This is a genomic window from Polaromonas sp. P1_F2, assembly GCF_056405735.1.
The window spans coordinates 123,655-147,722 of sequence record NZ_JBFUBN010000003.1; the positions used below are offsets into that span (position 1 = coordinate 123,655).

Here is a 24,068-nt window from a genome sequence, read left to right on the forward strand (position 1 = left end):
TAGCAGGACCCCAACGGCGTCGCTGTAGGCCGGTTTCGCTTTTTTCAGGTGGCGGCGGGTGGCGGCTGCTCTGTCGCGGTGACGGGAAGGCTGTCTTGCACCGCTTTGATGCGTGCTTTCCGAATGGCATCGCCCACCTGCTTGCCGTCACGGCCCTCCGCCTGTGCCGCCAGCGCCAGCGGCTGCGTTTCCACTGCCTGGGCCGCGGCCAGGGCTCCAAGCAGGTGCGTGCGCTGCGGGTAGGGCGAATCGTGCAGGCCCAGGCGGCCGCGGGCATCGCACTCGCAGGCCAGCAGTATGTCGGCGAAGCGCCGGGGCTTGCGAAAGGCATCGCAGCGCTCCAGCAGCCGCACGATGGACGCGGCGTTCAGGCCTTCGCTGCGGTGGACGTTGCCGTGCTCGCGCGCCACCACGTCGGCGGTTTCGCGGCAGTCCACCGGCACTCGCAGGCGTTCGCACACGTCTTTCAGCAGCCGGGCGCTGCGTTCTTCATGGCCGATGTGGCGCGGCAGGACGTCGGCCGGCGTGGTGCCCTTGCCGAGGTCGTGGCACAGGCAGGCAAAGCGCGCGGCCAGGGGCGCCTTGAGCTGCGCCGACATGTCCAGCACCATCATCAGGTGAATGCCGGTGTCGACCTCGGGGTGGTGGCTGGCGGGCTGGGGCACGCCCCAGAGGCGCGCCACCTCGGGCAGCAATTTGGCCAGCGCGCCGCTGTCCCGCAGCACTTCGAACATGCGGGAGGGTTTGTCTTCCATGAGCCCGCGCGCCAGTTCCTGCCACACGCGTTCGGGCACCAGCGCGTCGGCTTCGCCGGCGGCCACCATGCCTTGCATCAGCGCCAGGGTCTCGGGCGCCACTGAAAAATCGGGAAAGCGGGCGGCGAAGCGGGCCAGCCGCAAGACTCGCACCGGGTCTTCGCGAAAAGCGTCGGTCACGTGGCGAAGAACCTTGTCCCGCAGGTCTTTCTGGCCGTCGAAGGGGTCTATCAGCGCGGAGAAGTCGGGCTCGAACTTGCCGGGTTCTCCGCCGCCGTCGCGGGCGGGCGCCGCGATGGCATTAATGGTCAGGTCGCGCCGCGCCAGGTCCTGCTCCAGCGTCACGTCGGGTTCGGCATGCACCGCGAAGCCGCGGTAGCCGCGTGCGGTCTTGCGCTCTGTGCGGGCCAGCGCGTACTCTTCGCGGGTCGCGGGATGCAGGAATACCGGGAAGTCCTTGCCCACGGGCAGGTAGCCCTGGGCCGCCAGTTCTTCGGGCGTGGCGCCCACGACCACCCAGTCGTGGTCCTGCACCGGCAAGCCGAGCAAGGTATCGCGCACCGCGCCACCGACCATGAATATTTCCATGAGCCCAGTTTAGGATACTTCCCTAAACCCGATTGCCGGGCGCATGGCGGCGTTGTACGGTGCTCGGAATCCTCATGCCCCGAAGTGCATTCCGGTGTCCTGCGCGCCGTACGCCTTGCCCTGCATCCCGGTAATCGAGTTTATGAAAGCATCCAGCTCCCTCGCCGGAACCCGGTAGTCAGGAGAAAACCGGCCGGAAGAAGCTGCGCTCGTAGCTGATGATGCAGCCCGTGGTTTCGGCGTACTTGAACGCCGCCAGGCAATCCTGGTCCGAAAACGAACGCTGGCGATAGCTCTCGTAGGCTGCCAGGCTGTCGAAGGTGAACAAGGCCAGTGCGATGTTGTTGGCCCCTTCGCTGGGCATGAAGTAGCCGTGGTGCTTGCCGCCGAATTTTTCGACCAGCGGGATCCACAGCTTGCCATAGTGCTCGAACTCCTTGAGTTTTGCGGTGTTGAGCACGTAGCGCAGATAAATCGTGACCATGCGGCCTCCTGTTCAGCGCTTGACGCGGTAGGGTTCTTCGAACTCGCGGAAATCGTTTTCGGCGAGCGCGTCGTCTATCCAGGCCTTCACGCCGGGCAAGGCGGCCACACGCTGCATGTAGGCGCTGATGGCGGGCGGCACGGGCAGGGCATAGCGGCTCAAGCGCATGCAGACGGGTGCAAAAAATGCGTCGGCGATGCTGAACTCGCCAAACAACATCGGCCCCTGGTACTGCTCCAGCAGTTCCGTCCACATTTCGACGATGCGCTGCACGTCGGCGCGCACGGCCGACTTGTCGCGCCAGATCAGCTGGCCCATGTCGGACAGGTCGGCCTCGATGTTCATGGGGCAGGCCGAGCGCAGCGCGCCGAAACCGCTGTGCATTTCAGCGCAGATGCTACGCGCCCGGGCACGCGCCTTCACATCCTGCGGCCAGAGTTTTTTCTCGGGGAAGCGTTCGGCCAGGTATTCGGCGATGGCCAGCGTGTCCCACACGACAAAACCACCGTCGTCCAGCGCCGGCACCCGGCCGGTCGGGTTCACGCCGCCGATTTTTTCCTTGAAGCTCGAGTTGGCGTCGAAGGAGTCGAAGCGCAGCTTGATCTCTTCAAAGGGAATTCCGGCCTGCTTGAGCAGCACCCAGGGGCGCATGGACCAGGAAGAGTAGTTTTTATTGCCGATGTAGAGCTTGAGCATGGAATTCCCGTCTGCTGATGATGAAAGTCGAAATGAAGCGACTTGTGATGCTACAACCGCGCCGGCGCGCCATTGATGCAAAAAAACCGAAAAATTGATGCTGCTCCTGGCGGCGCAAGGCGACAGCCCGCCAGGCCCCCCTGCGTTGGCTGCCGGTAAAAGGCTTTTGACGTGCAAATCACGCTACAGTGAGCGCACTGTCAACCCGTCGGTAGCCGCTGCCGGTAAAAAAGGTTTAAGCATGATTCTGGGCGATTTGTTGCGCGCGCTTTGGGGTGAGATGTTCCGGGGCCGCCGCCGGGGCGCATCCTCAAAACAGGCTGTTTCCGGCTCGCTTCCCTTTCTTCCGAAATATTCGACACCCGAAAAAAGCAAGGTGCCCACCTTTTTTCTCCCCGTGTTCTGGGGCACGACCGACGACCGTGCGGTGACCGAAAGCATGAAGTCGGTGACCCAAAAACTGGTGGGTGGCTATTACTTCGCCGACAACCTGCTGACCTGGGGGCGCAACCTGTCCATGTTCGATGATGGCCCGTTCCTGGAAGCATGGCGGGACAACGTCGAGAGCGACTCCGACAAAGCCATCGTGTGGCGGCGCTATGTGCTGGCGTGCGCGGCCTACCATTGCGTGCACCTGGATGGAGATTTCGTTGAGTGTGGCGCCTACACCGGCGTAGGCGTCAAAACGGTGATCGACTACCTCGGAGGCCCCGCTTTCCCGAAGACCTTCTGGTGCTACGACCTCTTTGAGCACGATAGCAGCATGCTCAACCACGCCATGCCGGAGCACGGCGAAGGCCTGTATGAGCGCGTCTGCAAGAAATTCATGCGTTACCCCCAGGTCGAGATCATGAGGGGGGAAATCCCCGAAGTGTTTGCAAGCGGCTGCCCGGAGCGCATTGCCTACCTGCACATTGACCTGAATCAGGCACCCGCCGAGATCGCGGCGCTGGAGCATTTGTTCGACCGCATGGTTCCGGGCGGTATCCTGATCCTCGACGACTATGAATGGGCCGGCGCCTACCGCGGGCAGAAGATCGCCGAGGATGCCTGGTTCGATGCGCGGCAGTACCGCGTGATGCCGCTGCCCACGGGCCAGGGACTGGTCATCAAGCGCTAGGAGTCTCCTGGCCTTCGCGGACGCGTACGCCGCTAAAACCTCCCGGCCGTCTTGCGCTTGGCCGTCAGCCCGCTGCGCAGACCCTGCTCGCCCAGGTAGGAAGGCCCTATGGCCTCCAGCGATGCCGGACGTATGCCCAGCGCCTGCAGGCCGGGCAGCTTGCCGGTGGCGACGTTGTCGCTGGCCATGGCGTCGAGGTTGTCGCGGCTGAGCATGGGCTCACCGGGAGCCAGTTCCATGAGGCGTGCCTGCAGGCGGCCCAGCGCGGCGGGCAGTGCGACCACCGGCCGGCCCTTGCCGCCGTTCACGCCGGCGTAGCGGCCCGCCAGTCCCATGAGCTGCCGCAGCGTGAACACGTCGGGGCCGCAGGCTTCGTAAATCTGTCCCACGGTGTCGGCATCCTGCAGGCAGTGCACGATGGCCTGCGCCACGTCTTCCACCCACACGGGCTGCAAGCGCGCTTCGGCGGCGGCCAGTGGAATCACCGGGAACACGCGCTGTAGCCGCGCGAAAGTGTTGAGGAATTTGTCCTCGGTGCCGAAGATCACGCTGGGCCGCAGCACGGTCACGTCCAGCCCGGTGCTCAGCATCACGGCCTCGCCGCGCGCCTTGCTGCGCTGGTACATGGACGGCGAGCCGGGCGAAGCGCCCAGCGCGCTGATGTGGACGATACGCCGCAGGCCGCTGGCCTCGCAGGCGCGGGCCAGCTCCAGCGGCAGCTGCACATGCGCCTTGTCGAAGGCGGCCTGCGAGCCATGCAGGATGGCGACCAGGTTGACGACGGCGTCGTGGCCGGCCAGCAGCGGCGCCAGCGAACTGCTGTCGTGGGCGTCGGCTTCCACCACATCGACCAGCGGCAGCATCTGCAGGTGGCGTGCGTTGCTTTGCCGCCGCGTGACGACGGTGACGCGGCACTGGCGCTGCGCCAGTTTTTCACAAACATGGCGCCCGACAAAGCCGGTGCCGCCCAGGAGCAGGATTTTGTTCATAGGCCCTAATTTAGCGCTTTTGCCGTGCCTTGCCGCCGATGAGATGCCGTGCCAGCCGTTCTGGAGGAAAAGTTCAGGCGGAATGCGGATTGGCTGCTATCAATTTGATATCGTTGGAGGCCCTCCGCGGAATCCGGTCTTGGCCTACATGCGCCAGCAGGCGGTGTCCGCATACTTTCCGGATGAATATCTTTGAAGCATTGCGAACCAGCCACGACACCCAGCGCGCCCTGGCCGACCACCTGATCAAGACACAAGGGGACAGCCCGGACCGCGATTCCCTTTTCAAGGAACTCCGGCGTGAACTGGCGGCGCACGCGGCGGCTGAGGAGCGATTTTTTTATGTCCCGCTGATCGCGCACGACATGACGCAGGAGCCTTCACGGCACGGCATCGCGGAGCACCACCAGATGGACAAGCTGGTGGAAACGCTGGCGGGCACCGACTTCAGCTCGCCGGCCTGGCTGGCCACGGCGAAAGAGCTGCACCACAAGATCCATCACCACCTCGAGGACGAAGAGCAGGGAATTTTCCAGCTCGCGGGCAAGGTCCTCAGCGAGGCTGAAAAGCTCTCGCTGGCCAAGGGCTACGAGGGTGAATTCGTTTCTCAGCGCACCAAGGACTGAGCAGGCCCGGCTTATGGCTTGTCCGTGTGGGTGCCTTCATCGGGCTTGAGCAGCGGTTCGGGTTTTTCCATCAGCCGCACCAGCCTCGGCACCACCGCCAGGATTCCCAGCGCCAGCAAGGTGCTGAGGACCGCCGTCGCTTCGCGCCCCATGCCGGCCGCCACGCCTATGGCCGCGGTCAGCCAGATGCCGGCAGCGGTCGTCAGGCCTTTGACCTGTTCTTCGTCGTCGCTGTGGCCCTTGATGTGGCCTTTGAGGATGGCCCCCGCGCCCAGGAAGCCAACACCGGCGACGATGCCTTGAATCACACGGCTCAGGTCGGTGCTCAGCATACCGGTTTGCGCCGACACCAGCACAAACATCGCGGCGCCCATGGCCACCAGCATGTGGGTGCGCACACCGGCGGCCTTGCCCTTCTGTTCACGTTCTATGCCCAGCAGGCCGCCCAGCAAGGCCGCCAGCACCAGGCGCAGCATGACGCGGGTGGCCTGTTCGACATCGGGCAAATCCGAGAACTCAGAGGCGATGGTTTCGCCGATCTGCTGCCACCAGCTGGACGCCATGCGGACTCCTTTTCACGTAGTTGGTTTGTGGATGGGTGTCCTGTCCAATGTACCGTTTACGCCTCGCCGCGTCACCAGAAGCCCCGCCCGCCTTCAGGGATGGATTTTTTCCCCGCGCTGCAGCATGCCGAAAAACAGCGCGAGCCGGCGTTCGCGTGTCTCGGCTTTCTTGGCGGTCTGCAGCCTGAACAGGATGGCGAAACGGTTGCGCGAATCGAGGGATTCAAAAAAGGCCCTGGCCTTGGGTTTTTTGGCCAGCAGGGTGGCCAGGTCGTCGGGCACAGTGATCTTGCTTTGCCCATCGTAGGCCGCGTCCCAGCGGCCGTCGGCCTTGGCGCGCTCGACCTCGGCCAGGCCCGCGGGCTGCATCCGGCCCGAGGCGATCAGCGCCATGGCCTTGTCGCAGTTGATCTTGGACCAGGTGCTGCGCGCGCGGCGCGGCGTGAACTTCTGCAGGAAGAACTGCGTGTCCAGTGCGTTGCGCTGGCCGTCTATCCAGCCCTGGCAGAGGGCCTCTTCCAGCGCCTCGGCATGGGTGGTGGAGGCGATGCCGGAATCCTTTTTGGCGATTTGCAGCCAGATGCCGGGGCTGCCGGCATGGTGTTTTTTGAGCCAGGTGGCCCAGCTCTTCGTGGTTTTACAGTGAAGCGTGGCGAGGGTGTCGGGTGAGGCGGGCATGCGGCATTGTGCCGGGCGCGTGCCTCCAGCGGCAGGGCCACGAAAAAACCGCCCGAAGGCGGTTTTTCGAAGGCTGCAGCGCGGCGCTCAGTGCGTGATGTAGTCCGACACCACTTTCCAGCGCGCATCCTGCAGCAGCGAAAGGCGCGACTGGTTGTTGCCCAGGCGTTTTTGCGGACCGAACTTCGCTTCGGAGCTGCCGAAGATGTCGGCTGGGATCACCATGGTGTCCATGGCCTTGATAAAGCTGTCGGTCGACAGATTGGCGCCGGCCTTCTGCGAGGCGCGGATAAAGGCGTCGACCACCGTGTAGCCGTAGACCGAGAATACCGTCGGGTCTTCGTTGAAGGCGGTCTTGTACTTGTTGGCCCAGAAGCGGATGGGTTGCGAGGCCTCGTCCAGGTAGGGGTTTTGCACCGTCATGGTCGCGTAGAGGCCGTCCATGGCCTTGCCGCCCAGCTTGTGGATCAGGTCGGTGTAGGCCGCGCTGGAGCCCAGGAAGACCGGGTTGTAGCCCAGCTTGCGCGCCGTGCCTATGCCGCCTATGGTTTCACGGATGATGGTGCCCAGCACCACCAGGTCGCACTCGGAGGCCTTGAGCTTGGCGACCTGCGACGAAAAATCGGTGGCGCCGCGTTTGAAGGAGGTTTTCTCGACCATGGTCATGCCGATGGCCTTGAGGCCGTCGTCGGCGCCGCGCTGCACTTCCAGGCCGAACTCGTCGTCCTGGTACATGGAGCAGACCTTCTTGGCGTTCTTTTCCTTGACCAGCTTGGGCACGGCGGCTTTCATCTGGTCGTAGTAGGTGGCGGCGAACGAATACTTGAGCTTGTGGAAGGGCTCGTACATCTCGCGGGCGGCCGTCACCGGGAAGAAGTTGATGACGTTTTTCTCGAACTGCACCGGCATGGCCGCCAGGTTCTGCGCCGTGCCCAGGTGGCCCACCATCGCGAAGATCTTGTCCTGGTTGACCAGCTTCTGCGCCGCCAGCACCGCCTTCTTGGGGTCGTAGCCCGAGTCCTCGACGATGAGCTTGATCTTGCGGCCGTTGATGCCGCCCTGCTCGTTGAGCTCGTCCACGCGCAGGGTCATGCCGTTGCGTATCTGCTTGCCGAAGCCCGCCAGCGGCCCCGACAGGTCCTGGATGGACCCCAGCGTGATTTCGGTTTTGCTGACGCCCTGGCTTTGCGCCTGTGCCGGCGCGGCCGACAGGGCGGCGGCACAAGCCAGCGCGGAAAGGGCGGCGGTTGATGTCAGTTTCATGGTTTGTCTCCTTAAAGGTTCATCGTTCTTGTTCACTCGTTCGCGGTGATCAGTACATGGCCTCGATGTGCGGGGCGTATTTTTGTTCTACGAGCTTGCGCTTGAGCTTCATGGTCGGCGTGAGTTCTTCGTCCTCCGCCGTGAGCTGTGTGTCGAGCAGGAAAAATTTCTTGATCTGCTCGACCCGCGCAAACTTCTTGTTGACCCGGTCGATTTCCGACTGGATCAATTCTTGCACTTCGGTCGCCCGCGTCAAGCTGGCGTAATTACTGAAGGGTATGTCCGCATCCTGGGCGAATTTCTCGACGTTTTCCTGGTCGATCATGATGATGCAGGTGAGGTAGGGCCGCTTGTCGCCTATGACCACCGCGTCGGTGACGTAGGGCGAGAACTTGAGCTCGTTCTCGAGCTCGCTGGGCGTGACGTTCTTGCCGCCGGCCGTGATGATGATGTCCTTCATGCGGTCGGTGATCCTGAAATAGCCTTCCTCGTCCACCACCCCCACGTCGCCGGTGTGCAGCCAGCCCTCCGTATCTATGGTTTCGGCGGTCTTTTCGGGCTGGTTCAGGTAGCCCATGAAGACGTTGGGACCCCGCACCAGGATTTCGCCGGTGGCCGGGTCCAGGCGCATTTCGTTGTAGCCGGCCGCCGGGCCTATGGAGCCGGGCTTCATGCGGCTTGCCGGTACGCCGCTGGCGGCGCCGCAAGTCTCCGTCATGCCCCAGACCTCCAGCATGGGAACGCCCAGCGCCATGTACCACTTGACCAGGTCGGGCGAAATCGGTGCCGCGCCCGTGACGCAAAAGCGCGCGCGGTGTATGCCGATGAGCTTGCGTGTATTGTTGAGCGCCAGCCAGCGCGCCAGTGTGAACTGGAGCTTGAGCGCGGCGCCGACCGGCCGCCCCGCCAGCACGGTATCGGCGATGCGCATGCCCACGCCTATGCTCCAGGCATAGGCCGCCTGCTGCAGCCAGCTGGCTTCCTTGAGCGCGATCATCACGCCGGAATAGAACTTTTCCCACACGCGCGGCACGGCGGTGAAAACCGTGGGTGCGATCTCGCGCACGTTTTCGGGAATGGTTTCGGGGTTTTCGACGAAGTTGAGTTTGGCGCCCGTGTACAGCGAAAAATACTCGCCGCCCATGCGCTCGGCGATGTGGCACAGCGGCAGAAAACACATGCGCTCGTCGTTTTCATCCTGCGCCACCAGCGTGTTGTAGCCGCGCGCGGTGAACACCAGGCCATGCTGGCTGTGCATGGCGCCCTTGGGTTTGCCGGTGGTGCCCGAGGTGTAGACCAGGATGGCGAGGTCTTCGGGCCGGCATGCGGCGGCGCGTTCTTTCACCGCCTCGGGATGGTCTGCCAGGTAAACGCGGCCCAGTGCGCGCAGCGCGTCCAGGCTCATCACGCCAGGATCGTCCAGTTCGCGCAGGCCTTCCATGTCGAACACGATCACCTGGCGCAGCAGCGGCAGTTGCGGCCGGACTTCCAGCGCCTTGTCGAGCTGTTCATCGTCCTCGACGAAGAGCAGCGTGGTGCGCGAGTCTTCGCACAGGTAGTGCACCTGCGAGGCGGCGTCGGTCGGGTAGATGCCACTGCAGACGCCACCGCAGCTCAGCACGGCGATGTCGGCCAGCACCCAGTCGACGACGGTGTTGGAGAGGATGGAGGCGCATTCGCCGCGCGCAAAACCCAGGCTCAGCAGCCCGGCCGCGATCTCGCGCACCGCGTCGCCGGTCTGGGTCCAGCTCCAGCTGCGCCAGATGCCCAGCTTCTTCTGGCGCATCCAGGTCTTGTTGCCGCGCTGCGCCACCGCGTTCCAGAACACGGCGGGGATCGTGTCGCCCGGCATGACGATGGCATGTTCGGGCTGGATATGGCTTAGATCCCAAAGATTGCTCATTCGAAACTCCAATGCCGAAATACAACAGGCTCAGTGCAAGGATGCCGCGGAACCGGCTTTGCCGGGCCGCCAGCATCGCCCCCCAGTGGGGGGAGGAGGCCGAAGGCCGCTTGGGGGGGCGTCCTAATCACCGCCATGTTTTTTTCTTTTTCCAGCGCCGTTCACCGCGCACGCCGTCTTCCTTCATGCCGAGGTAGAACTCCTTGATGTCGTCCTTCTCGCGCAGGCGGGCGCAGGTGTCTTCCATCACGATGCGGCCGTTTTCGAGCACATAGCCGTAGTCGGAGGCGTTGAGCGCCATGTTGGCGTTCTGCTCGACCAGCAAAATCGTGGTGCCGCGCTCGCGGTTGATGCGCACCACGATCTCGAAGATTTCCTTGGTGAGCTTGGGCGACAGGCCCAGGCTGGGTTCGTCGAGCAGGATCAGGTCGGGCGAAGCCATCAGCGCGCGCGAGATCGCCAGCATCTGCTGCTGGCCGCCCGACAGCAGGCCGGCATCCTGCAGCGCGCGCTCCTTCAGGATGGGGAAGTAGCCGTAGACCGCTTCCATGTCCAGCGCCACGCCGTCGCGGTCCTTGCGGGTGTAGGCGCCCATCAGCAGGTTGTCGCGCACGCTGAGCAGCGGGAACACCTCGCGCCCCTCGGGCACATGGCTCAGGCCCTGCTGCACGATAAAGGCCGGGTCCTGCGCCGTGATGTCCTGGCCCTTGAAATCGATGGAGCCCTTGCGCGGGTCCAGGATGCCCGAGATGGTCTTGAGGATGGTGGATTTTCCCGCGCCGTTGGAGCCCAGCACGGTGGCGATCTCGCTGCGCCGCACCTGCAGGCTCACGCCGCGTATGGCCTTGATCGGGCCGTAGGCGCTCTCGACGTTGAGCAGCTTGAGGACCGGCTGGTCGCTGACAGGCGGCGGTACTGCGCTCATGCCGTCCTCCGCAAAGATGAAACTTCATCCACCGAACCCAGGTAAGCCTCGATCACGCCCGGGTCGTTCTGCACCTCGCGCGGCGTGCCCACGGCCAGCACCTCGCCCTGGTTCATCGCCAGCACGCGGTCGGAGACGCGCGAGACCAGCGTCATGTCGTGCTCGACCATCAGCACGGTGATGCCCAGCTCGTGCTGGATGTCCTGTATCCAGAAGGCCATGTCGCCGGTTTCCTCCACATTGAGGCCGGAGGACGGCTCGTCTAGCAGCAGCAGCCGCGGCTCGGTGCACAGCGCGCGCGCCAGTTCCACCACCTTGCGCACGCCGTAAGGCAGGCCCGCCACCATGGAGTCGCGGTGGTGCTGCAGGTCGAGGAAGTCGATCACCTGCTCGGCCTTCTCGCGCGCCTGGAGTTCGGCGTCGCGCGCCTTGGCGGTGAAAAAGAGGTCGTGCAGCAAACCGGTCTGCCGGTGCGTGTGCCGGCCTATCAGCAGGTTGTGCAGCACGGTGGCGTGCTCGAACAGTTCGATGTTCTGGAAGGTACGCGCAATGCCCAGCGCGGCGATCCTGTGCGGCGGCTGGGCCGTGAGCTTTTCGCCGCGGTACTCGATCTCGCCGCTGGTCGGCGTGTAGATGCGGCTGATCAGGTTGAACACCGTGGTCTTGCCCGCGCCGTTGGGGCCTATCAGCGTGAAGACCTCGCCTTCTTTCACGTCAAAGCTCACCTTGTTGACGGCCAGCACGCCGCCGAAGCGCACGCTGAGGTCCTGGGCGGAGAGAAGTGTCGTGCTCATTTCAGGCGATCTGACTTCTGGAAGGATTTCTGCCGCTTGAACAGCCCTTTTCGATAGAACGGGAAGAGCTGAAAGTAGGTGCGGACCTTGAGCCAGCGGCCGTAGAGTCCCATCGGCTCGAACAGCACAAAGGCAATCAGCACGATGCCGTACACGGCCGCCTGCAGGCCGGGCGCCTGGCCTATGGCGGCGGGCAGGTGGTCCTTGGTGAGGGCGATCACCTGCGGCATCGATATCAGGAAGATGGCGCCCAGGAAGGCGCCGTGCACCGAGCCCACGCCGCCGATGACGATCATCAGCAGCAGGTCTATGGACTGCAGGATGTTGAACTGGTCGGGCGAGATGAACTGCAGCTTGTGCGCATACAGCGCACCGGCAACGCCGGCCAGCGCCGCCGACAGCGCGAAGGACAGGGTCTTGTAGCGCGCCAGGTGTATGCCCATGCTCTGCGCGGAAATTTCGGAATCGCGTATCGCCACAAAGGCCCGGCCCGTGGGCGAGCGCAGCAGGTTGAGGATGGCCAGCGTGGAAACCACGGTGATGACGAGGCAGAGGAAATAGAAGGACTCGCCGCTGGCGAGCTTCCAGCCGAACATGTCGGGCACCTTGATGTGGATGCCGGCATTGCCGCCGGTCACGCTTTCCCAGCGCGCGAACACCTCTTCAACAATGAAACCGAAGGACAGCGTGGCCATGCCCAGGTAGATGCCCTTGACGCGCAGCGCCGGCAGGCCCACGACCAGGCCCACCGCGGCCGAGAGCCCGGCGGCGCAGGCCAGCGCGATGGGGAAGGGCAGGCCCGCATTGGTCAGCACGGCCTGGGTGTAGGCGCCCACGCCGAGGAAGGCCGCATGGCCCAGCGAGAACAGGCCGGTGAAACCCGCGAGCAGCATCAGGCCCAGGCCGGCAATCGCGTAAATCATCACAAAGGTCAGCTGCGCAAGCCAGTATTCGGCGACCAGCCAGGGCGCGGCCAGCAGCAGGAGCATCAGCGTGCCGTACCAGAACACATGGCCTGGGTGTTTGGCGAGTTTGAGGTCCTGGCCGTAATCAGTCTTGAAGATAAAGCGCATCAGAAAGTTCCCCCCCGAAGCGCCTTCGGCGCCTCCCCCTCAGGGGGCGCCACCTGCGGCCCGGCAAAGCCGGTTCCGCGCTGGCCTGGCTGGACGGGATAGAGCGCCTGAACCTGTTCGTGCTTCATACTTTTTTTCTTAACTTCTCGCCGAACAGGCCGCTGGGCTTGACCATCAGCATGATGAGCACCACCACATAAGCTGCGATGTCTTTGAAGCCGTCGGGCAGGTAAAAGCCCGACAGCGATTCGACCAGGCCTATGACCAGGCCGCCGACGATGGCGCCCGGCAGGCTGCCGAAGCCGCCCACCACCGCGGCCGGAAAGGCCTTGAGCCCGATGAAGCCCATGTTGGCGTGCACAAAGGTGATGGGCGCCAGCAGCAGGCCGGCAATGGCGGCCACGGCGGAGGCCAGGCCCCAGACCAGGCCGTTGAGCCGCTTGACCGGAATGCCCATGTAGTAGGCGGCCAGCTGGTTTTGCGAGGAGGCCTGCATGGCGATGCCCAGCTTGCTATACCTGAAGAGCGCGAACAGCGCCAGGCACAGCACCGCCGTACTGGCGATGATGGCGACCTGCTCGACGTTGATGACCAGCGTGCCGGCGGTCCAGATCTGGTCTTTGTAGGGCACGGGCAGCACGTAGGTCTCGGTGCCTATGCCGGGAATCATGGTGATGAGGCCGCGCGCCGTGTAGCCCACGCCTATGGTCAGCATGACGATGGAGAACGCGGGCTGGCCGAGGATGGGGCGTATCACGAGGCGCTCGAGCAGCATGCCGAACAGCGCCATGCCGGCAATCGCGCTGAGCACGGCCAGCCAGAAGGGGAAACCCAGCAGCGTCATGCAGGCCAGGCCGGCGAAGGCGCCCAGCATCATCAGCTCGCCCTGCGCAAAACTGACCGTCTCGGTGGCCTTGTAGATCAGTACGAAACCCAGCGCGATCAAGCCGTAGATGCAGCCTTGGGCGATACCGCTGATGAGCAGCTGCAGGAATTGCACGTAGCGGTCTCCCCAGTGATGAGACTTGGTTATAGCTGTCGCCTACAGGTCTGTCGCTAGGGGTTGTTCCGAATACGTGTCGCCTTCGCGATCAAGCGTAATCCCTTACATGGATGGAAAAGTTCGGATAGGCGCGGGCCTGGGTTTTTATGGTGATGCCTGGGAACCCGTGGCGGCCAGCATTGAGCGCGGCGGCGTGCACTACATCGCGAGCGACCATCTCGCGGAGCTGACGCTGGCCATCCTGCAAAAAGACCGGCAGCGCGATGCATCGCTGGGCTATGCGCGTGACGTGGTGCCCATGCTGATGAAGCTCTGGCCGCTGATGCAGGCGCGCGGCGTCAAATTCATCTGCAATGCCGGAGGGCTCAACCCCGCGGGGGCGGCGGCTGCCTTGCGCGCGGCGTTTGCGGCCAAGGGCTGGAAGGCGCGCATTGCGGTGGTCAGCGGTGATGACGTGCTGCCGCGGCTGGCGGCGCTGGCGCCGCCGCACCTGTTCAACGCCCGGCCTTTTGAAACCGTGCGTGAGTGCGTGGTGTTCGCCAATGCCTACCTGGGCGCGCGGCCCATCGTGTCGGCGCTGCAGCAGGGCGCCGACATCGTCATCACCGGGCGCGTGGCCGACGCGGCGCTGTTCCTCGCGCCGCTGGTGCACGAATTCGGCTGGAAGCTCGAGGACGCTGCCACACAGCCCGAGCTGGACCGGCTGGCCCAGGGCCTGGCGGTCGGGCATTTGCTCGAATGCTCAGGCCAGGGCAGCGGTGGCAACTTCGGCAGCCAGGGAGCCTGGAAGGCCATTCCGGATCTGGCCCACATCGGCTATCCGATTGCCGAAGTCGGCGAAGACGGCGCTGCGCTGATCACCAAGGCGTCGGGGACCGGCGGCCGCATCAACTTCGACACCGTGCGCCAGCAGCTGCTCTACGAAGTGCACGACCCTAGGCGCTATGTCTCGCCCGACGTGGTGCTGGATTTGTCGGAGGTGAACCTCGAAGACCTGGGCCACGACCAGGTGCGCATGACGGGCGCTCGCGGCCATCCGCGGCCGGCGCAGCTCAAGCTGGTGGGCGGTTTTCGCGACGGCTACAAGGCCGAGGTCACCTGGGGTTTCAGCTGGCCCGATGCCTGGGACAAGGCGCAGGCGGCGGTTGCCATGGTGAAAGCCCAGCTGGCCGACAGGCGCATGCCGCATGACGAACTCTTTGTCGAGTTTCCGGGTGTCAACTCGGCGCACGGCCCGCTGGCGCCCCTGCCCGCGCCCGAAGCGCTGGCCGAACTCAACGAGGTCTGGGTACGCATGGCGGTGCGCACGCAAGAGAAGGCGGTCGCCGACGGTTTCGGCCGGCTGTTTCCGTGGATGGCGCTGAGCGGGCCGGCCTACAGCTGCGGCTTTCACGGCCTGAACAACAGCAGCGAACTGCTGGGCATCTGGCCCGCGCTGCTGGACCGGCAGGCGGTCGAGGCCGCTGTGCAGGTGGAGGTCGTGTCCTCATGAAAGTGCAGCTCGTGAAGCTCGCGCATGCGCGCAGCGGCGACAAGGCCGACTGGGTGGACTTCGGCCTGTTCGCCTGGAACGAGGCGGGCTACCGCCTGATCGCCCGCGAAGTCACGGCCGAACGCGTGCGGGCGCACTTCGCGCCCTGGCTGCCCGGCACGGTGCGGTGCTGGGCCCTGCCCAACATCCTGGCGCTCAAGCTGGTGCTGCAAGGGGCGCTGCAGGGCGGCGGGGCGCGCAACCTGCGCATGGACAACCTCGGCAAGGCCATGGCGGCGGCCCTGCTGCGCATGGAGATCGAAGTCAGCGCCGCTGAATTCGCCGAGGCCTGCGCTGCGCCGCGCGTCGGCTGGTGGCCGGAGGCATCATGAGCATTCATATTTCGAAGCAAGGGCAGGTCACCGTGATCACGCTGGACCGGCCCGAGGTGCGCAATGCGGTCGATGCCGAAACGGCGCGTGCGCTGCATGAAGCCTTCGTTGCCTTTGATGAAGATGAGGATGCGCATGTGGCGGTGTTCCACGGCGCGCACGGCCGCTTCTGCGCGGGCTGGGATTTGCAGGCGGGCGCACGGCTGGCCGCGCAAGCCGGCGGTGAGCAGGTCTTGGGCTCGCTCGACTTCTCACCCGGCGATAAAAATCCGCCGGCGCCCATGGGGCCGTCCCGGCTGCTGCTGTCCAAGCCGGTGATTGCCGCCGTCAGCGGCGCGGCGGTGGCCGGCGGCATGGAGTTGGCGCTGTGGTGCGACATGCGCGTGATGGAGGAAGACGCCTATTTCGGCGTGTACTGCCGGCGTTTCGGTGTGCCGCTGATCGACGGTGGCACGGTGCGCCTGCCGCGGCTGGTCGGCATGGGCCATGCGATGGATTTGATTCTCACCGGGCGCAAGGTGGAGGCGGCCGAAGCCTTGCAGATGGGACTGGCCAACCGCGTCGTACCCAAAGGCGGGGCGCGCGAGGCCGCTGTCGCACTGGCGCAGCAGCTCAGCCGCTTTCCGCAAGCCACTATGCGGGCCGACCGGCTCAGCGCCTACCGGCAATGGGACCTGGGATGGGAGGAGGCGCTGCACCAGGAATGGGAGCGCGGCAAGCGGCGCCTGCCCGATGCCTTTGCCGGCGCCGCGCGTTTTGCGGGCGGGCAGGGGCGCCATGGGGAGTTTGAGTAGGCCTCAGGCCTTGGCGATCTTTCGCGGCTTGCCGAAATCGTCAATCGCCACATAGGTCAGGCTGGCCTCGGTGACCTTGATGTAGCGCCCTTGCGCCCGGAAACGTTCGGCGTAGACCTCGACCTGGACGGTGATGGACGTGGTGCCTATGCGGGTGAGGCTGGAAAAAAACGACAGGATGTCGCCCACGCGCACCGGCTGCTTGAAGATGAACTGGTTGACCGCCACCGTGGCCAGCCGGCCGTCGACGTGGCGGGCCGGCACCACGGAGCCGGCCAGGTCGACCTGGGCCATGACCCAGCCGCCGAAGATGTCGCCGTTGGCGTTGCAGTCGGCCGGCATGGGGATGACCTTGAGCACCAGCTCCTTGTCGGTGGGCAACTGGACGTTCAGGGCGTCTTCGGTGTGAATGTCCGTAGGGGCGCTTGATTCGGTAGACATAGGCACAATCTGAAAAAGTTATTACAACAACCCTCACGATTGTCCCTCATGCGCTCCCGAGCTTCCGCCGCCGATTCTTCCCTTGCCGTGCCCGCCACGCCCGTGCCGGGCACCGGCAAGGCGCCAGCGCCCCAGCGCTCCGACCTGGACACCCTCAAACGCCTGTTCCCCTACCTGTGGGACTACAAATGGCGCGTGCTGGCGGCGCTGAGCTTCATGGTGGGCGCCAAGCTGGCCAACGTGGGAGTGCCGCTGCTGCTGAAAAACCTGGTCGACGCCATGAACTTCAAGCCCGGCGACGCGCAGGCCGTGCTGGTGGTGCCGGTGGCGCTGCTGCTGGCCTACGGCCTGCTGCGCCTGTCGACCACGCTGTTCACCGAACTGCGCGAGCTTGTGTTCGCCAAGGCCACCGAGGGCGCGGCGCGGCGGATTTCACTGGAGGTGTTCCGCCACCTGCACGCGCTCAGCCTGCGCTTTCACCTGGAGCGGCAGACCGGCGGCATGACACGCGACATCGAACGCGGCACGCGCGGCGTGCATTCGCTGATCTCCTATTCGCTCTACAGCATCATCCCGACGCTGATCGAGGTGACGCTGGTGCTGAGCCTGCTGGCCGTCAAGTTCGATGTCTGGTTCGCCGGCATCACCGGCATCGCGCTGGTGTTTTATATCTTCTTCACCGTCACGGTGACCGAGTGGCGCACGCAGTTCCGCAAGACCATGAACGAGCTGGACTCGTCGGCCCACAGCCGTGCCATCGACTCGCTGCTCAACTACGAAACCGTCAAGTACTTCAACAACGAAGAGTTCGAGGCCGCCCGCTACGACGAGAACCTGCTGCGCTACCGGCGCGCCGCCATCAAGAGCCAGAACACCCTGAGCCTGCTCAACGCCGGGCAGCAGCTGATCATCGCCATCGGGTTGGTGGCCATGCTGTGGCGCGCCACGCAGGGCGTGGTCGACGGCCACATGACGCTGGGCGACCTGGTGATGGTCAATGCCTTCATGATCCAGCTCTACATCCCGCTGGGCTTCCTGGGCGTGATCTACCGAGAGATCAAACAAAGCCTGACCGACCTCGACAAGATGTTCGCACTGATGGAAAAAGAGCGCGAAATCGCCGACCTGCCGGGCGCCAAAGCCCTCGTCATCAGTGAATCGCCGGCGGTGCGTTTCGAAAACGTGAACTTCGCCTACGACCCTGCGCGTCCCATACTGCACAACGTGAGCTTCGAGATCCCGCCGGGCAAGACTGTCGCGGTGGTGGGCTCCTCGGGCGCCGGAAAATCCACGCTGGCGCGGCTGCTTTACCGCTTCTACGACGTGCAGCAGGGCCGCATCACCATCGCCGACCAGGACATCAAGCAGGTCACGCAATCCAGCGTGCGGCAGGCCATAGGCATAGTCCCGCAGGACACGGTGCTATTCAACGACACGGTGGAATACAACATCGCCTACGGCAAGCCGGGCGCCACCCACGAAGAGGTGGAAGAAGCCGCGCGTTCGGCCCGCATCCACGGCTTTATCGCCTCCACGCCGCTGGGCTACCAGACCATGGTGGGTGAGCGCGGACTCAAACTCTCGGGCGGCGAAAAACAGCGCGTGGCAATCGCCCGAACCCTGCTGAAGAACCCGCCGGTGGTGATTTTTGACGAGGCCACCTCGGCGCTGGACTCGGCCAACGAGCGCGCCATCCAGACCGAGCTGCGCGCCGCCGCGCAGAACAAGACCACGCTGGTGATCGCGCACCGCCTGTCCACCGTGGTCGACGCGCACGAGATCCTGGTGATGGACGGCGGGCGCATCGTCGAGCGCGGCACGCATGCCCAACTGCTCGAAACCGAAGGCGCGTATGCGCGCATGTGGGCGCTGCAGCAGAGTTCGCCCGAGGCCTGAGCAGGCGAGCCGCAAGCGGTTTGTATTTCTAGAGACATTTCGAGGACGGTATTTACGGCGAATGCCGCTCCTTCGTCCTGCCATGGGATTCCCCGTAGGCCGAAATGCCTCACTGCCTCGCATAATCAGAGGACCCAGCGGCCACGGTTGACCGCTTGATTGCCTTTTGGAGCCTGCATGAGCACTCACGCCAGTCACTTTGAACGCCCCCGACGTGAAGTTGAGAGCGCTACGCACCCGATTGAGCCGCCCTGGCGCACGCCAGCGGCGTTGCTCCTCCTTGCAGGCATGTGCCTGCTGCCTCGTCGCGCCTTGCCGGCGCACGCCATGACGGCCCACTCGGGCGCGTCCAACCGCGGTCGCTAGGTCCATGGAAACCAAATGGCTGGAAGATTTCGTCAGTCTGGCTGAAACCCGCAGTTTCAGCCGCTCTGCCCAACTGCGTCACGTCACCCAGCCGGCGTTTTCGCGCCGTATCCAGGCACTGGAAGCCTGGGCCGGCACCGACCTGGTGGATCGCAGTTCCTATCCCACGCGCCTGACGCCGGCGGGTGAAACCCTGTACAGCCAGTCGCTGGAAATGCTGCAGGGCCTGCAGTCCACCCGTGCCATGCTGCGCGGCCACACCTCGGCCGGGCAGGACGTCATCGAATTCGCCGTGCCGCACACGCTGGCCTTCACTTTTTTCCCGGCCTGGGTCAGCAGCCTGCGCGAGAAATTCGGCCCCATCAAAAGCCGGCTGATCGCGCTCAATGTGCACGACGCGGTGCTGCGCCTGGTGGAGGGCAGCTGCGACCTGCTGATCGCCTACCACCACGACTCCCAGCCTTTCCAGCTGGACCCGGACCGTTATGAAATGGTGTCGCTGGGCCAGGAGGTGCTGGCGCCATTTGTGCGGGCCACGGCCGCCGGCGATCCCGAGTACAGCCTGCCGGGGCGCCCCGGCCAGCCCCTGCCTTACCTGGGCTACGCGCCCGGCGCCTACCTGGGCCGCATGGTGGACATGATCCTCAAGCAGTCCAGCACCGCCATCCACCTGGACCGTGTCTACGAAACCGACATGGCCGAAGGGCTCAAGGCCATGGCCCTGGAAGGTCACGGGATTGCGTTTTTGCCGCTCAGCGCCGTCAGAAAGGAGTTGCGGGCCAAAAAACTCGTGAGCGCCGGCGGCAACCTGGAGATGACCATGGACGTGCGCGTCTACCGCGAGCGGCCGACCTCCAAGGACTCCGCCAAAAGCCACGCCCAGGCCTTGTGGAGCTATCTGCAGGCGCAAACCAGCGGCAGGGAAAAGGCAGCCTTGCGGGGAAGCGCTAATCCCGCCGCGCGACTGGGCTAGACAGGCGTACTAGTAGTAACCCTGAGTGGTTATAAGAAAAATGCATAGAAGATCGTTGAAACAGCATTGGTGTTTTCAAACCCGCAAACTTACAGTTCGTGACGTCCAAATTCTGATCGTTGCCCGTGCCCCCTGATTCTTCTTTCACCCCGCTTGCCGAGCCCGTTCCCACCCCGGTGGGGGCCACCCGCACCGAGCACGACTTTCTCGGTGAAAAGCAGATTCCCTTCGCCGCGTATTGGGGTGTGCACACGGCGCGCGCGGTCGAAAATTTCCCGATTTCGGGCACCCGCATCTCGGCCATGCCCGACCTGATACGCGCGCTGGGTTTCGTCAAAAAGGCCGCGGCACGCACCAACCAGCAACTCGGTGCGCTGGATGCCCGGCGGGCCGCCGCCATCATGAGCGCCTGCGAAAAACTCATTGCCGGCCAATACCACGAGCAGTTCGTGGTCGACGTGATCCAGGGCGGCGCCGGCACTTCCACCAACATGAATGCCAACGAGGTCATCGCCAACCTCGCGCTGGAAAAGCTGGGCCTGGAAAAAGGCCGCTACGACGTGCTGCATCCCAACGATCACGTCAACGCTTCACAAAGCACCAATGACGTCTATCCCACGGCCGTGCGCATCGCCCTATGGTTCGCCATCGAGCGCCTGCTGGCTTCCATGGCCATCCTGCGCGCCGGCTTCGAGGCCAAGGCCCATGAGTTCCGGGACGTGCTGAAGATCGGCCGCACCCAGCTGCAGGACGCCGTGCCCATGACATTGGGCCAGGAATTCCTGACCTACGCGGTCATGATCGGTGAGGACGAGGCCCGCTTGCGCGAAGCGCGCGCGCTGATCCAGGAAATCAACCTGGGCGCCACGGCCATAGGCACCGGCATCAATGCGCCGGCCGGCTATGCCGACATCGTCTGCCGCCACCTCGCCGAGGAATGCGGCGTGCCGGTCGAAAAAGCCGCCAACCTGATCGAAGCCACGCAGGACACCGGCGCGTTCGTCCAGCTGTCCGGCGTGCTCAAGCGCGTGGCCACCAAGCTCAGCAAGATCTGCAACGACCTGCGCCTGCTCTCCAGCGGTCCGCAGGCCGGCTTCGGCGACATCCGGCTGCCTCCGCGCCAGGCGGGCTCGTCCATCATGCCCGGCAAGGTCAACCCGGTGATCCCCGAGGTCATGAACCAGGTCGCCTTCGAGGTGATAGGCAACGACATGACCGTGACCATGGCCTCCGAGGCCGGCCAGCTGCAGCTCAATGCCTTCGAGCCCATCATGGGCTGGAGTCTTTTCAAGAGCATTGAACACCTGAGCCAGGCCTGCCTCACGCTTCAAACCAATTGTGTGGCCGGCATCGAGGCCAACCGCGAGCTGCTGGCCAAACGCGTGCGCGAATCGGTCACCCTGGTCACTGCGCTCAACCCCATCATCGGCTACGAAAAGGCCGCGCTGATTGCCAAGACGGCGATCGCCACCGGCGCACCGATTGCCGAGATTGCGGAATCGCTGGGCATCATGACGCAGGCCGAAGTCGAGGCCCTGCTGGTGCCCGACAAGCTCACGCAGCCCCTGCCGCTGCTTGCCTGACGGCCGCTGGCACAAAGACTGCTTACATCTGCCGTATAGTTCCGGACTTCTTCATGCGTGCACCACTTTGGAAAACCCCAGGAATTGCCACGGCTTCCGCGGGTTCATCGGCAACTACCGCTCCAAACACTTCGCAAACACTTCGTTTTCCCCGTTTTAGAGGCCGGGTAAACCTAGGCCAGCCCCGGGTACCATCTCTCTAAAATAGTTCGCTAACCGTTTCATTCATTACAGGAGATTCCATGAAACTCAAGCTTGTCGCTCTGTCCGTCGCCCTGCTCGCCACCGGCGCCGCATTCGCCGACACCCTTTCCAAAGTCAAGGCTTCCGGCGTTGTCACCATGGGCGTTCGCGATTCCTCCGGCGCGCTCTCCTATACCCTGGGTGACGGCAAGTACACCGGCTACCACGTCGAAATCTGCCAGCGCATTCTGGCCGGCCTCGAGAAAGCCGCTGAACGCAAGCTGGAAATCAAATACCAGCCCGTGACGTCGCAGAACCGCATCCCCCTCGTGCAGAACGGCACCGTCGACATCGAGTGCGGCTCCACCACCAACAACGCGACCCGCCAGAAAGACGTGGCTTTCGTCGTCACCACTTTCGTGGAAGAAGTCCGCATCGCCGTGAAGGCCACCTCCGGCATCACCTCGGTGGCCCAACTGAGCGGCAAGACGGTGGCCACCACCACCGGCACCACCTCCGTGCAGACCCTGCGCAAGAACAAGCGCGCCACCGGCGTCGAGTTCAAGGAAATCTTCGGCAAGGACCACTCCGACAGCTTCCTGCTGCTCGAGTCCGGCCGCGCCGATGCGTTCGTGATGGACGGCTCCATCCTGGCCGGCAACATCGCCACCGCCAAGAAGCCTTCCGACTTCAAGATCGTCGGTGAAGTGCTGAGCGTTGAGCCCATCGCCATCATGATCCGCAAGGACGACCCCCTGCTCAAGCGCCTGGCCGACGACACAGTCAAGGGCATGATCAAGTCGGGCGAGATGAACAAGCTGTGGACCAAATGGTTCCTGTCACCGATTCCTCCGAAGAACACCAAGGTCGGCCTGGCCCTGAGCGCCAGCACCAAGGCGGCCTGGGACAACCCGAACGACAAGCCCATGGAAGAGTACGTCCAGAAGTAATTTCGGGCAGGTAAATTGAACAACCCCGCCGGTCGCCTTGCACTGGCGGGGTTTCCCGTTTACCGTTAGCGTCGCAGGGAAGACAACATAACAACCATTTGCTGGAGCCGTGATGACTTGGGATTGGCAGGTATTTTTGAATGATGACGGTAGTGGTCGAACCTACCTGCAGTGGATGTTTGATGCCTGGGGCTGGACGCTGTCCGTCGCCGGCGCATCCTGGGTGATTGCGATGCTGTGTGGCGCGATCATCGGCACGCTGCGCACATTGCCGAACAGCCCCTGGCTTGTGCGTTTCGCCAATGCCTGGGTCGAACTGTTCCGCAACGTTCCCCTGTTGGTCCAGATTTTCATCTGGTACTTTGTGGTTCCCAAGATTTTCCCCGCCATGAAGGAGCTGCCCAGCTTCATCCTGGTGGTGTTCGCCCTGGGCTTTTTCACCTCAGCGCGTATCGCCGAGCAGGTCAGGGCCGGTGTCCAGGCATTGCCCCGCGGCCAGCGTTATGCCGGCATGGCCATGGGTTTCACCACCCTGCAGACCTACCGCTACGTGATCCTGCCGATGGCCTTTCGCATCATCATTCCGCCGCTTACCAGCGAGTCGATGAACCTTTTGAAGAATTCCTCCGTGGCTTTCGCGGTGTCCATCGCCGAACTCACCATGTTCGCCATGCAGGCGCAGGAAGAAACCTCGCGCGGCATTGAAATCTACCTGGCGGTGACGGCGCTGTACGCCGTCTCGGCTTTCGCGGTCAACCGCGTCATGGCTTTCGTCGAGAAGCGGGTGCAAATCCCCGGCTTCGTCGTCGCCGGCTCAACAGGCGGAGGACACTGACATGCTTGGACTCGACATGAGCTTCCTGAACTGGGACATGATCTCCCAGTTCGTGGTCAAGGGTTTTATCTTCAGCATAGAGCTGACCGTCATCGCCACGATAGGCGGCATCATCTTCGGCACCGTGCTGGCCCTGATGCGCCTTTCCGGCAAATCCTTCCTGACGATTCCCGCGACCTTCTATGTCAACGGCATGCGTTCCATTCCGCTGGTCATGGTGATCCTGTGGTTCTTCCTGCTGGTGCCGGCCTCGTTCTACACGACCTTCGGCAGCTGGGGTTCCAACTACCGCGCTGAAATCTCGGCCATCATCACTTTCGTCGCCTTCGAGGCCGCTTACTTCAGCGAAATCATGCGCGCCGGCATACAGTCCATCTCCCGCGGCCAGGTCAATGCCGGGCGCGCCCTGGGCATGAGCTACGCGCAGAACATGAAGCTGATCATCCTGCCGCAGGCTTTCCGCAACATGGTGCCCATCCTGCTGACGCAGACCATCATCCTGTTCCAGGACACCTCGCTGGTCTATGCCATCGGCGCTTATGACCTGCTCAAGGGTTTCAGCACCGCCGGCAAGATTTACGGCCGCCCTGAAGAGGCTTACCTGCTGGCTGCCGTGGTTTATTTCGTGATCTGCTTCGGGCTGTCCTTCATGGTCAAGCGCCTGAACAGCAGAATCGCCATCATTCGCTAAGAGCGCCGCGCATCACAGCAGGCAAACCTCAAA

General features: G+C 63.9%; 24 protein-coding genes. 11 read left to right on the forward strand and 13 right to left on the reverse strand.

What is annotated here, in order from left to right:
* Nucleotides 1–44 precede the first annotated feature (44 nt).
* From AC1D0O_RS07565 to AC1D0O_RS07575, 3 genes are all read right to left on the reverse strand, one after another.
* Nucleotides 45–1,343: a multifunctional CCA addition/repair protein gene (locus AC1D0O_RS07565; RefSeq protein WP_477652931.1), complete on the reverse strand. Its 1,299-nt coding sequence runs from the start codon at nt 1,341–1,343 to the stop codon at nt 45–47.
* 178 nt (nt 1,344–1,521) lie between these two features.
* Nucleotides 1,522–1,827 carry an NIPSNAP family protein gene (locus tag AC1D0O_RS07570; RefSeq protein WP_477652932.1) on the reverse strand — a complete coding sequence of 102 codons (306 nt, stop codon included), beginning with the start codon at nt 1,825–1,827 and terminating at the stop codon, nt 1,522–1,524.
* A 12-nt stretch (nt 1,828–1,839) separates the two neighbouring features.
* Complete coding sequence (locus tag AC1D0O_RS07575; protein WP_477652933.1) at nt 1,840–2,523, reverse strand: glutathione S-transferase family protein; 684 nt, start codon at nt 2,521–2,523, stop codon at nt 1,840–1,842.
* A 376-nt stretch (nt 2,524–2,899) separates the two neighbouring features.
* Between AC1D0O_RS07575 and AC1D0O_RS07580 the strand changes: the two genes are divergently transcribed.
* Nucleotides 2,900–3,643, forward strand: coding sequence for a class I SAM-dependent methyltransferase (locus tag AC1D0O_RS07580; protein WP_477652934.1), 744 nt, complete (start codon nt 2,900–2,902; stop codon nt 3,641–3,643).
* A 32-nt stretch (nt 3,644–3,675) separates the two neighbouring features.
* On the opposite strand, the gene AC1D0O_RS07585 is transcribed toward AC1D0O_RS07580, so the two are convergent.
* On the reverse strand, nt 3,676–4,632 hold the full coding sequence (locus AC1D0O_RS07585) for a complex I NDUFA9 subunit family protein (RefSeq protein ID WP_477652935.1): 957 nt from the start codon (nt 4,630–4,632) through the stop codon (nt 3,676–3,678).
* Between the two features lie 182 nt (nt 4,633–4,814).
* On the opposite strand from AC1D0O_RS07585, the gene AC1D0O_RS07590 reads away from it, so the two are divergent.
* Complete coding sequence (locus AC1D0O_RS07590; protein WP_477652936.1) at nt 4,815–5,258, forward strand: hemerythrin domain-containing protein; 444 nt, start codon at nt 4,815–4,817, stop codon at nt 5,256–5,258.
* A gap of 11 nt (nt 5,259–5,269) precedes the next feature.
* Here the strand turns inward: AC1D0O_RS07590 and AC1D0O_RS07595 are convergent, their stop codons facing one another.
* The 8 genes from AC1D0O_RS07595 to AC1D0O_RS07630 form a co-directional block, all read right to left on the reverse strand.
* Nucleotides 5,270–5,821, reverse strand: coding sequence for an MgtC/SapB family protein (locus tag AC1D0O_RS07595; RefSeq protein WP_477652937.1), 552 nt, complete (start codon nt 5,819–5,821; stop codon nt 5,270–5,272).
* A 93-nt stretch (nt 5,822–5,914) separates the two neighbouring features.
* Nucleotides 5,915–6,499 carry a YdeI/OmpD-associated family protein gene (locus tag AC1D0O_RS07600; protein ID WP_477652938.1) on the reverse strand — a complete coding sequence of 195 codons (585 nt, stop codon included), beginning with the start codon at nt 6,497–6,499 and terminating at the stop codon, nt 5,915–5,917.
* An 87-nt stretch (nt 6,500–6,586) separates the two neighbouring features.
* Complete coding sequence (locus tag AC1D0O_RS07605) at nt 6,587–7,762, reverse strand: ABC transporter substrate-binding protein (RefSeq protein ID WP_477652939.1); 1,176 nt, start codon at nt 7,760–7,762, stop codon at nt 6,587–6,589.
* Between the two features lie 49 nt (nt 7,763–7,811).
* On the reverse strand, nt 7,812–9,665 hold the full coding sequence (locus tag AC1D0O_RS07610) for an AMP-dependent synthetase/ligase (protein WP_477652940.1): 1,854 nt from the start codon (nt 9,663–9,665) through the stop codon (nt 7,812–7,814).
* A 127-nt stretch (nt 9,666–9,792) separates the two neighbouring features.
* The gene (locus tag AC1D0O_RS07615; RefSeq protein WP_477652941.1) at nt 9,793–10,590 is read right to left on the reverse strand and encodes an ABC transporter ATP-binding protein; all 798 of its coding nucleotides are present in this window, start codon (nt 10,588–10,590) and stop codon (nt 9,793–9,795) included.
* Complete coding sequence (locus AC1D0O_RS07620; RefSeq protein ID WP_477652942.1) at nt 10,587–11,384, reverse strand: ABC transporter ATP-binding protein; 798 nt, start codon at nt 11,382–11,384, stop codon at nt 10,587–10,589. Before AC1D0O_RS07620 ends, AC1D0O_RS07615 begins: the two co-directional genes overlap by 4 nt.
* Nucleotides 11,381–12,457 (reverse strand): branched-chain amino acid ABC transporter permease, encoded by a 1,077-nt coding sequence (locus tag AC1D0O_RS07625; protein ID WP_477652943.1) that lies wholly within the window; start codon nt 12,455–12,457, stop codon nt 11,381–11,383. Before AC1D0O_RS07625 ends, AC1D0O_RS07620 begins: the two co-directional genes overlap by 4 nt.
* Before the next feature lie 124 nt (nt 12,458–12,581).
* Entirely contained in the window at nt 12,582–13,457 is an 876-nt protein-coding gene (locus AC1D0O_RS07630; RefSeq protein ID WP_477652944.1) for a branched-chain amino acid ABC transporter permease, read from the reverse strand.
* 109 nt (nt 13,458–13,566) lie between these two features.
* On the opposite strand from AC1D0O_RS07630, the gene AC1D0O_RS07635 reads away from it, so the two are divergent.
* The 3 genes from AC1D0O_RS07635 to AC1D0O_RS07645 are packed head-to-tail and all read left to right on the forward strand — an operon-like array spanning nt 13,567 to nt 16,117.
* The gene (locus AC1D0O_RS07635; RefSeq protein WP_477652945.1) at nt 13,567–14,952 is read left to right on the forward strand and encodes an acyclic terpene utilization AtuA family protein; all 1,386 of its coding nucleotides are present in this window, start codon (nt 13,567–13,569) and stop codon (nt 14,950–14,952) included.
* The gene (locus AC1D0O_RS07640) at nt 14,949–15,323 is read left to right on the forward strand and encodes an AtuA-related protein (RefSeq protein WP_477652946.1); all 375 of its coding nucleotides are present in this window, start codon (nt 14,949–14,951) and stop codon (nt 15,321–15,323) included. Before AC1D0O_RS07635 ends, AC1D0O_RS07640 begins: the two co-directional genes overlap by 4 nt.
* Nucleotides 15,320–16,117: a crotonase/enoyl-CoA hydratase family protein gene (locus AC1D0O_RS07645; protein ID WP_477652947.1), complete on the forward strand. Its 798-nt coding sequence runs from the start codon at nt 15,320–15,322 to the stop codon at nt 16,115–16,117. Before AC1D0O_RS07640 ends, AC1D0O_RS07645 begins: the two co-directional genes overlap by 4 nt.
* Before the next feature lie 3 nt (nt 16,118–16,120).
* On the opposite strand, the gene AC1D0O_RS07650 is transcribed toward AC1D0O_RS07645, so the two are convergent.
* Nucleotides 16,121–16,558: an acyl-CoA thioesterase gene (locus tag AC1D0O_RS07650; protein ID WP_477652948.1), complete on the reverse strand. Its 438-nt coding sequence runs from the start codon at nt 16,556–16,558 to the stop codon at nt 16,121–16,123.
* A gap of 48 nt (nt 16,559–16,606) precedes the next feature.
* Here AC1D0O_RS07650 and AC1D0O_RS07655 point away from each other — a divergent pair, with 48 nt between their 5' ends.
* The 6 genes from AC1D0O_RS07655 to AC1D0O_RS07680 all read left to right on the forward strand — a co-directional run bounded on the left by AC1D0O_RS07655 (nt 16,607) and on the right by AC1D0O_RS07680 (nt 24,035).
* Nucleotides 16,607–18,454, forward strand: coding sequence for an ABCB family ABC transporter ATP-binding protein/permease (locus tag AC1D0O_RS07655; RefSeq protein WP_477652949.1), 1,848 nt, complete (start codon nt 16,607–16,609; stop codon nt 18,452–18,454).
* Nucleotides 18,455–18,824: 370 nt separating this feature from the next.
* On the forward strand, nt 18,825–19,793 hold the full coding sequence (locus AC1D0O_RS07660; RefSeq protein ID WP_477652950.1) for a LysR substrate-binding domain-containing protein: 969 nt from the start codon (nt 18,825–18,827) through the stop codon (nt 19,791–19,793).
* 176 nt (nt 19,794–19,969) lie between these two features.
* Complete coding sequence (locus AC1D0O_RS07665) at nt 19,970–21,376, forward strand: aspartate ammonia-lyase (protein ID WP_477653306.1); 1,407 nt, start codon at nt 19,970–19,972, stop codon at nt 21,374–21,376.
* A gap of 242 nt (nt 21,377–21,618) precedes the next feature.
* Nucleotides 21,619–22,509, forward strand: a complete 891-nt coding sequence (locus tag AC1D0O_RS07670; protein WP_477652951.1) for a transporter substrate-binding domain-containing protein — start codon at nt 21,619–21,621, stop codon at nt 22,507–22,509.
* A gap of 112 nt (nt 22,510–22,621) precedes the next feature.
* Nucleotides 22,622–23,344: an amino acid ABC transporter permease gene (locus tag AC1D0O_RS07675; protein ID WP_477652952.1), complete on the forward strand. Its 723-nt coding sequence runs from the start codon at nt 22,622–22,624 to the stop codon at nt 23,342–23,344.
* Nucleotide 23,345: 1 nt separating this feature from the next.
* On the forward strand, nt 23,346–24,035 hold the full coding sequence (locus AC1D0O_RS07680; protein ID WP_477652953.1) for an amino acid ABC transporter permease: 690 nt from the start codon (nt 23,346–23,348) through the stop codon (nt 24,033–24,035).
* The last annotated feature ends 33 nt before the right edge of the window (nt 24,036–24,068 follow it).